Genomic DNA, 9523 nt, shown 5'->3' with positions numbered 1-9523 from the left:
AAGTATAATAAAACTCCAGCTAAAATAAACAAACTCATACTTAATAAAACGGCTGGTTTAGGACCTTTTGTGTCTACAATTTTTCCGGCATAACCTCTCAATATAAAAGTTGTCACATATTGCAAACTAATTACAATACCCGCTACAAGCTCAGTAAAACCTAATGTTTTTGTAATAAAAATAGGTAGAATAGCCAAAGGTAAACCTATCAGTAAATAACCTATAAATGAAAAACTTACATAACCTATAATTTGCATGAAAATTTGTCGTGAACTCATGCTTAATTTCTCTTCCATAACATAATGCAATCGGTTACAAATTTAGAATATTTAATAATCAAAGACAATTATTCATCCATTATTAAATTTGAAAATATGTTATTCTTATTTACTTAAATTTAATCTTTACTTATTGTTGTGTTAATCCGAGTACCGCATAAAATATAGAATTTTAACATCTACAAAACAAGAGATTCACACAATGAAAAAAATCGTATTATCGCTGGTATTATTTGGAAGTTTTTATACTTCTGTCAACGCTCAACAACTTGCTAAAGGAATTGTTTTTGAAGATAAAAATCAAAACAACAAATTCGATAAATCTGAAAAACGTTTATCGAATGTACAAGTTAGTAACGGAAAACAAGTTGTTTCTACAAATGATAAAGGAGAATATCAAATCGAGATTGACAACGAAACTATTTTGTTTGTCATTAAACCAACAAATTACAAAGTTCCGACAAACGAATTCAATCAGCCGCAATTCTACTACATCAACAAACCTAATGGTTCTCCAAAATTAGAATATGCAGGTTCTTCTCCGACTGGAAACACTCCAAAGAGTATTGATTTTGCTTTAATTCCTACAAAGGAAAACGAAAAATTTTCGGCTTTAATTTTTGGTGATCCTCAAGCTTATACAGAAGAAGAAATCGAATATTTCTCTAAAGGTGTAATTGACGATGTTAAAGGAATTAAAGGAATGGAATTCGGACTTTCTTTAGGAGATTTGGTTGGTGATGATTTGAATTTGCATCCATCTTATATAAAAACTGTTTCGAAAGTTGGTTTGCCTTGGTACAATGTAATGGGAAATCATGATATGAATTATGATGCAAAAGAAGATCAATATTCGGATGAAACGTTCGAGAAAAATTTCGGTCCAAATAATTATTCATATAATATTGGTAAAGCACATTTTATTGTTTTAGATGATATTTTATATCCTGATCCTCGCGATGGAAAAGGATATTGGGGAGGTTTCCGTCCTGATCAATTAGAATTCATTAAAAATGATTTAAAATTTGTTCCAAAGAATCATTTAATCGTTTTAGCATTTCATATTCCGTTGCGTGACACACGTCCAGAAGATAGAAATCAATTATTCGAATTATTAAAAGATTACCCAAATACAATTTCAATGTCTGCTCATACACATTTCCAAGAACAGATTTTTTATGCAAATCAAGATGGTTGGCAACAACAAAAACCTCATCACGAGTACAATGTTGGAACAACTTCTGGTGATTGGTATTCGGGACCGAAAGATGCAAAAGGAGTTCCGGCTTCTACGATGCGCGATGGTACACCAAAAGGTTATGCCTTTTTGCATGTAGATGGTAATCAATATAAATTTGATTATAAAGTTGCAAATTCACCAAAAGAAAAACAAATCGACTTGTACCACACAAAAAAAGTAAAAGAAGGTAAACGCAATCGTGCTTTTTTATATGCTAATTTCTTTATGGGACATGAATCAAATAAAGTTGAATATCGCGTAAATAATGGTGAATGGAAAGGGATGAATTGGGATCCAACAGTTGATTACAATTATATGGAAACCATCATGAAAATTGATAATGCAGAAATTACAAATATTGGTAACAGACCTTCTGCTCCAGAAATTTCGAAACATATTTGGTCTGTTCGTTTACCGAATAAACTAAAAGTTGGAACTTATCCAATTGAAGTTCGCGCAACCGATTTGTACGGAAACACTTTTACAGAAAAATCTTCTTTCGAAGTTATTAAATAACCGTTTTATACACATCTTGATGAGCCACTTCAAAAGAAGTGGCTTTTTTAAATAAAATATTTTACAATTTATTCATGTTAAATAAAAATCAATAAACCATTAATCAGATGTAAAACTAATATCAAGACCTCTATTTTAGTAATGTTTACTTAAAAATCTCTTAATCCTGAGTTAAACAACTTCATAAACAGAAGTTCTAGTTTTGTTAAAATTTTTAACACATAAACATTTCATTTTTACAGTCATGAAGCAATTAAAATTACCACTACTTCTACTAGGTGGATTTTTAAGTTTACACGCCAATGCTAAAACTTATACCGAAACAGATTATCATCAATCGATTTCTCAAGATCAAAATCCAATCAAAGGTCAAATCGTTGATCAAAACGGATTAGGAGTTGCAGATGTAGAAATCATCATCAAGGGAACATCTTTTAAAACATTTACAGACGGAGATGGTTTTTTCGAATTTGTTTCAGTAAATGTTGCTCATCCAACATTATTGGTAAATTCATCTCAACACAAATTTATTGAATACACACCGAAAGATATTTCTCAAGTAAAAATTACTTTACAAGAAGAATCTAACCAACTGAATGAGGTAATTGTCACTGCTTTAGGGATAAAGCGAGAGCAGAAAAAATTAGGATTTGCTCAACAAAATATAGGTTCAGAAGAACTTGCAACAGCAGAAGCGAATAACTGGTCTTCGGGATTGAAAGGAAAAGTAGCTGGTCTTAATATTATTTCTGGAGGAAATGGACCAATCAATTCTCAACAAATTATTTTACGAGGAGCAAATTCAATAGATCAATCAAAAAATTATGCTTTAATTGTCATTGATGGTGTTCCAATGAGTACAGAAATGACTTCTTCTGGAAACAATACTGCTTATATGGGCGATGATTCTCCTATCGATTTTGGTAATGGTATTTCTGATATTAATCAAGCAGATATCGAAAGTGTAACCGTTTTAAAAGGACCTTCAGCAGCGGCGCTTTATGGAAATAAAGCTGCAAATGGGGCTTTAATTATCACTACAAAATCAGGTAAAAAAGGTAAACAATTAGGTTTAGAATATAAATCAACTGTAGCTATTGACGTTATTAACAATTGGCCAGATTTTCAATATGAATATGGTCAAGGAACTGGAAAAAGTTTCGATAAAAACGGGAATCCTTATTACTCGTATCAAGCCTCAGCAGATGGTCCAAACACAGGAAGTACTTCTTCTGCATTCGGACCAAAATTCGATGGGCAATCATTTTTCCAATATGATCCAACTTTAGAAAAACAAGGAACTGAAAGAACTTTATGGCGTGCCTATAAAGATAATAGAAAAGGGTTTTGGCAAACAGGTTTTACTTTCAGTAATGCAGTTACACTTTCTGGTGGAAATAACAAAGGAAGTATGAGAGCTTCTATTGGACATCAGAAAAATAGCTGGATTATGCCAAATACTGGCTACGAAAATTATACTGCAGCTATTAATGGAAACTATCAAGTAAGTGATCGTATCAAAGTTTCGACGGCTTTAAACTATACTCGCAAAACAAGTGATAATTTACCAGGAACTGGTTACAATAATGGATCTATTGCTTATTTTATGATCTTCCAAAATCCAAACGTAGATTTAAATTGGTACAAACCAATTTGGAAAAAGGATTTCAATGGAGTAAAAATGATTCGCCCATTTAGTTCATACATGGACAATCCTTATGCTATTGCTTACGAAGCTGTTAATCCAATGAGTAGTAATCAAATTGTTGGAAATATTAGAGCAGATTTTAAATTAAGCAATAAATTAAGCTTAATGTTACGTCCTGCAATTAATACCTATACCCAATTGCGCGAACAAAAACGTCCATTTGATATGAATCGTACGCCGAATGGATATTACAAAAGACAAGACATATCTAAAACTGAAACAAATATCGATTTCTTATTAACTTATACTGATAAATGGGGAGATTTTGGTTTCAATGCAAATGTTGGAGGTAATAGAAAAAATTATGAATACAGAAATTTAACGGCTTGGGTAAATGGTTTAGCTTCGCCTGGAGTTTATAAACTTTCGAATGGATTAACTTCTCCTTTTGCAAGAACGTATGATTCTAATTTAAAAGAAAATTCATTATATGGAATGGCTTCATTTGGTTGGAAAGACATGATTTTCGTTGATTTTACAGGTCGTAACGACTGGAATTCTTCTGTTGCAGTAAAATATAGCTCATTCTTTTATCCTTCAGTCTCTTCAAGTTTTATTCTGTCAGATTTATTCAAAATAAAAGGACCTATTAATTACTTAAAATACCGTTTATCATTTGCAAAAGTTGGTAACGGAGGTACAACAGGTTGGACAAATAGATATTACGATCAAAGCGATTTTACAGCATCTGCAGTAGTACCTGGAAGATTATTTAATCCTGATATTAAACCTGAATCTACAACATCATGGGAAACTGGTTTCGAGGCTTTATTATTCAAGAAAAGACTAAGCTTAGATTTCACTATTTATCAACAAAGTACAGAAAATCAAATTATAGAATTGCCAAATGATATAACAACTGGATACTCGAAGAGAGTTGTTAATGGTGGTGAAATAGAAAACCGAGGAATCGAAATAGCCGCTTCATATACAGCTATAAAAAATAATAATTTTAGTTGGAAAATGTCTGGAACTTGGACAAAAAATGAAAATAAAGTAAAATCTTTGGTCGATGGAATTGAAGATGATCAAATGATTCTTGGTCAATCTGGAACTGTTTATCAAATTGCAAAAATCGGTGGATCTTCAACTGCTTTATATGGAGAAAAATTTGTTAGAAACGAAGCAGGACAAATCATTTATGACAAAAAAACTGGTGTTCCTATTAAAAATGGATCGTTAGAATACGTTGGCGATGCAACTCCAAAATGGCGAGCAGGGTTTACAAACGAATTCAAATACAAAACATTGCGTTTCAGTTTTACTTTAGACGGACAATATGGTGGAATTGTCTATTCACAAAGTTACCATAAAATGATGGAGCAAGGAAAACTAGCAGATTCTTTACCAGGTCGCGAAGATGGTTTTATTATTGGTGACGGTGTTGTTTTAAACTCTGACGGAACTTATTCTCCAAATACAACAAAAGCCGATGTGGCAACTTATTATGCAGAATATAATCGTCGTGCAAATGTAGAATCTAACTCATTCGAAGCTTCATATTTAAAATTAAGAGATGTCAGTTTAACATTTGATTTCCCTAAAAGATTATTATCAAAAACAGGTTTACAAGCATTGTCATTAACAGTTTACGGACGCGATTTATTTACCATTAGTGACTTCCCTTTATATGATCCTGAAACAGCATCATTAAACGGTAACGTTTATGTACCTGGAGTTGAAATGGGGCAAATGCCATCAACTGCAACATACGGAGTTACTCTAAAAGCTTCATTATAATTTACAACATTCAATTTATTAAAATGAAAAAGATTTCAATTCAACTATTTTTTGCCTTCACTATAATTTCAACTGTTTTCTCTTGTACAAACGATTTTGAGAAAGCGAATGAAGATCCAAACTTAATCACAGAAATTAATTCAGGTTCCGTTTTAAATCCTGTATTATATAATTTAGCTGAAAACAATGTTCTAAAAAACTATGATATCACAGCACAATTAATGCAAGTACACATCCCTTTTCCAAGCAATGCTATGGGGCTTCATAGATATGATGTAACAACAGGAACGGGAAATTCGACTTGGAATAATGCCTACACAAATCTTGTTAATTTGGAGGAAATGCTAAAAGTTTCGCAAAAAGCTGGAGATGTCAATTATCAAGCAATTGCATTAACGCTTCGCTCATTGGTAATTTCTAATTTAACCGATATGTTTGGCGATGTTCCTTTTACAGAAGCAGCAAAAGCCGAAGAAGGTATTACAAAACCTAAGTTTGACAAACAAGAAGATATTTATAAGCAATTAATTAATGATTTAGAAAAAGCAAATCAATTATATGTAACTAATTTAGGTCTGAAATATGGTACAGATATTTTATTCCCAAGTAGTGAAAAAAACATCAATATAACACGTTGGAAAAAATTTACCAATTCATTAAAAATGAGATTATTATTAAGAATCTCTAATCGTGATGCATCTGCTTTAACAGAAATAAAAAAAATCATTGATAATCCAACAACTTATCCAGTTTTCGAAAGTGAATCAGAATCTGCTATTTTACAAATTTCTGGTTTAGCACCAAGTTTATCTCCTTGGCCAAGAGCACAAGATTATAGAGATAGCCGAACATTCACAACATTTTTTATTGATAAAATGAATGAAACTAATGATCCTCGTTTACCAATTTTAGTTAATAAAGCTTCAGATAAAAATGGTTCTTTAGGATACAAAGGTATCCCTGCTGCTTACGAAGGAAATAGTTCTGATTATAATTTTACACCATCTTCTCCAAATAATGCAATTGTTGTCGCTCCGATGAAAATTCCATTAATGACTTATGCTGAAGTTGAGTTTATAAAAGCTGAAATGGCTCAAAAAGGTTTAGGTGGTGATGCAAAAACTCATTATGATAAAGCTGTAAAAGCTGCTGTACAATTATGGACGAATATCGAGCCTACTGCTGAATTTATGGCACAAGAAAAAATTAAATACAACAATACATTAGAACGTATCATCGATCAAAAATATTTTGCTTTATTCTTTACAGATTACCAACAATGGTTTGAATATAAAAGAACTGGTTTTCCAAAATTACCGACAACTTCTACCATGTTGAATGATAAAAAAATGCCTCGTCGTATGCTTTATCCAACAAGTGTTAGAAATTATAACCCAGAAGGCTATCAGAACGCACTTCAACAAATGGGACCAGATAACATCAATACGCGTGTTTGGTGGGATGTAAATTAATTGCATACATTCCACATTTAATAGAAAACGACCTTGTAATTAAGGTCGTTTTCGTTTTATTTGTATCTTCACTAAAAATATTTTTATGCATATAGAAGAGTTAAGAGAGTTTTGTTTAGGACTTCCATTGGTCGAAGAAAAATTTCCTTTTGATCAATCTACTTTGGTCTTTTATATCGCTGGAAAAATGTTTTGCCTTTGTAATATTGACGATTTTGATTCTGTAAATATCAAATGTGATCCAGATAATGCAATTGAATTACGCGCAACTTTCGAAGCTGTAATTCCTGGTTATCACATGAACAAAAAACATTGGAATACTGTTAAAATTCATCAAGACGTGAAAAACATTCAAATCAAAGAATGGATAAAAGATTCTTATAATTTAGTCATCTTAACTTTACCAAAATCTAAACGTCCTAAGTTGATTTAATTCTCTGTTTTCACCAACAACTCACCTATTGTTTTTGATTTCAGTTCTGTTTCTCGCCATTCATTTTCAGGAATAGAATCGGGCATAATACCTCCTCCTACATATAAATTTACTTTATTAGAATAGATTTTTGCACATCTAAGATTAACAAAATACTCCGATTCTGTTTTATTTTGAAAGCCCATAAAACCTGCATAAAAAGTACGATTATAACCTTCGTTTTCGAGAATAAAATCTTTTGACAGATCCTTTGGCATTCCTCCTACAGCAGGCGTTGGATGCAAAGCTTTCAACAAGTCATACAGCTGAGATTTGTCTTTTAATTGAGCTGAAATAAATGATTTCAAATGTTCAAAAAATCCTGCATTTACCGAAAATGGTCCGTCTACATCAATGTAAGAAGTATAAGGTTCTAAAGTTGACGAAATATAATCAGTTACTACTTGTTGTTCGTGATATTCTTTCTCCGTCCATTCATCTTCTTTTGCTTTTGTTCCAGCCAAAGAAACAGTTTGTATAAATTGATTATTTTCTTTTAATAAAAGCTCTGGCGAAGCTCCAATCCAACAACCTTCTTCTGTATCAAATCGCAAATACACATAGGCATTTGGATAATGTTGATGTAAATTTTTGAAAGTTTCAACTAAATTAATATTCGTTTCTGGAAGTGAATTGATTCGACTAATTACAATTTTTTTAGTTGGTGAATCACTTTGTAATTCTTCAACTGTTTTTTGAATTAAATCAATATAATTTTCATACGAAATTGCTTCATTTTGATCTGATTCTGGTAAAGAAAGTTCAAAATTTGGTAATTCATTTATTCCAATATCTATAACCTCATCATCATTAAATTCAACCAATTTTGTATTATCGAAACTATTACAAATAAACTTGTTATCCGATTCGAAATTTTTATTTTCCCACAACTCCACTTGTGTAGAATTTGGTTTTCTAAAAAGAAGAAAAGGTTCTTGATTCTGAATTAATCTTTCAAGTTTATCTTGAAATTTTTTAAACATGTTTTTTAGAAATAATAGCGTTTGTTAAATGTGTATAACAGATTAATTTATCGTTTTCATCTTTGATTTCAATCTTAATCAAATGCGAAGTACGACCTTGTTTTACGACTGTTGCATGCCCAAAAATTGTTCCTTCCTTTTTTGGACGAAGATGGTTTGCGTCAACATGTTGACCAACCGCCACAAAATCATCCGAATGTAAAATAATATTTGACAATGTACTTCCCAACGTTTCTGCCAAAACGATAGAAGCACCTCCATGCAATAACCCAAATGGTTGATGAACTTTAGGCGTAATAGGCATTTTTCCTGATAAAAAATCTTCTCCAACTGCCGTAAATTCTATATCTAAAGTTTCAAGTAATGTATTTTTCGACATTTCGTTGAACTTCTGTAAAATATCTTGTTCGTTCATGATTTAATGTATTTTTGGGTTATAAAGTGCTGGATGTTTTGCCGTAACATTTTTGTAAAAATCTTGAATTTCATCCATCACATCTTCTAAAGTTCTGTTTTCTGTTTCAACAATTTTTGAAATTCCAGCTCTTTTTTTCTTGAAATCACAATAAGCCAAAACAATCGGAACATCTGCTTTTTGAGCGATATAGAAAAATCCATTTTTCCATTTTTCTGCACGAGAACGTGTTCCTTCTGGTGTATTGATTAAATATAATTTATCTGATTTTTTTAAAATATCTGAAGCAAAATCAACCATATTATGTCGTTGAGAACGATCAATTCCGATTCCGCCCATTTTCTTGATAAAATATCCATACCAAGGCTTTGTCCAAGCATCTTTGATAAACATTTTCATTGGAATTCCCATTTGCCAAAAAGCCAAAATAGTGTAGTAAAAATCCCAATTGGAAGTGTGCGGAGCGCAAACCAAAACGCATTTATCTACTTTTGATAAATCGAGATGATTATCTAATTTCCAACCTCCTAATGAGTACAAAAGTTTACCTAAAAAATTTTTCATAAAATGATGCTTTATGCATTTGCAAACATACAAAACTCGAAACGGATATTAGTCAATGTAACCAAAAATAAAAAGAGACATTCCGAAATGAAATGTCTCTTTTTGAATATTATTAATTAAAATACTTCTTAAGTC

General features: G+C 31.6%; 7 protein-coding genes and 1 pseudogene. 4 read left to right on the top strand and 4 right to left on the bottom strand.

All coding sequences use genetic code 11. The annotated features are described in order from the left end of the window. Nucleotides 1–278, bottom strand: a pseudogene (locus N5D46_RS09510) (hypothetical protein); the annotation flags it as partial. A gap of 202 nt (nucleotides 279–480) precedes the next feature. Between N5D46_RS09510 and N5D46_RS09505 the strand changes: the two are divergent. From N5D46_RS09505 to N5D46_RS09490, 4 genes are all read left to right on the top strand, one after another. Then, nucleotides 481–2034 (top strand): calcineurin-like phosphoesterase C-terminal domain-containing protein, encoded by a 1554-nt coding sequence (locus N5D46_RS09505; RefSeq protein ID WP_280049838.1) that lies wholly within the window; start codon nucleotides 481–483, stop codon nucleotides 2032–2034. Between the two features lie 244 nt (nucleotides 2035–2278). Continuing rightward, the gene (locus N5D46_RS09500) at nucleotides 2279–5482 is read left to right on the top strand and encodes a SusC/RagA family TonB-linked outer membrane protein (protein WP_280049837.1); all 3204 of its coding nucleotides are present in this window, start codon (nucleotides 2279–2281) and stop codon (nucleotides 5480–5482) included. Between the two features lie 23 nt (nucleotides 5483–5505). After that, nucleotides 5506–6954, top strand: a complete 1449-nt coding sequence (locus N5D46_RS09495; RefSeq protein ID WP_280049836.1) for a SusD/RagB family nutrient-binding outer membrane lipoprotein — start codon at nucleotides 5506–5508, stop codon at nucleotides 6952–6954. An 85-nt stretch (nucleotides 6955–7039) separates the two neighbouring features. Further along, nucleotides 7040–7387: an MmcQ/YjbR family DNA-binding protein gene (locus N5D46_RS09490; protein ID WP_125350359.1), complete on the top strand. Its 348-nt coding sequence runs from the start codon at nucleotides 7040–7042 to the stop codon at nucleotides 7385–7387. Here the strand turns inward: N5D46_RS09490 and N5D46_RS09485 are convergent. The 3 genes from N5D46_RS09485 to N5D46_RS09475 are packed head-to-tail and all read right to left on the bottom strand — an operon-like array spanning nucleotide 7384 to nucleotide 9388. Then, a complete protein-coding gene (locus N5D46_RS09485) occupies nucleotides 7384–8409 on the bottom strand; it encodes an isochorismate synthase (protein WP_280049835.1) in 1026 nt (341 codons plus the stop codon). The two genes, N5D46_RS09490 and N5D46_RS09485, sit on opposite strands and share 4 nt — an antisense overlap. After that, nucleotides 8402–8824, bottom strand: a complete 423-nt coding sequence (locus N5D46_RS09480) for a hotdog fold thioesterase (RefSeq protein WP_125350361.1) — start codon at nucleotides 8822–8824, stop codon at nucleotides 8402–8404. The genes N5D46_RS09485 and N5D46_RS09480 overlap by 8 nt, the downstream gene beginning before the upstream one ends. Nucleotides 8825–8827: 3 nt before the next feature. Next, nucleotides 8828–9388, bottom strand: a complete 561-nt coding sequence (locus N5D46_RS09475; protein ID WP_280049834.1) for a 1-acyl-sn-glycerol-3-phosphate acyltransferase — start codon at nucleotides 9386–9388, stop codon at nucleotides 8828–8830. Nucleotides 9389–9523 lie beyond the last annotated feature (135 nt).

It is taken from the genome of Empedobacter sp. GD03865 (assembly GCF_029840775.1).
Taxonomy (GTDB): Bacteria; Bacteroidota; Bacteroidia; order Flavobacteriales; family Weeksellaceae; genus Empedobacter; species Empedobacter falsenii_B.
This window is presented reverse-complemented; position numbering and strand designations above follow the sequence as displayed.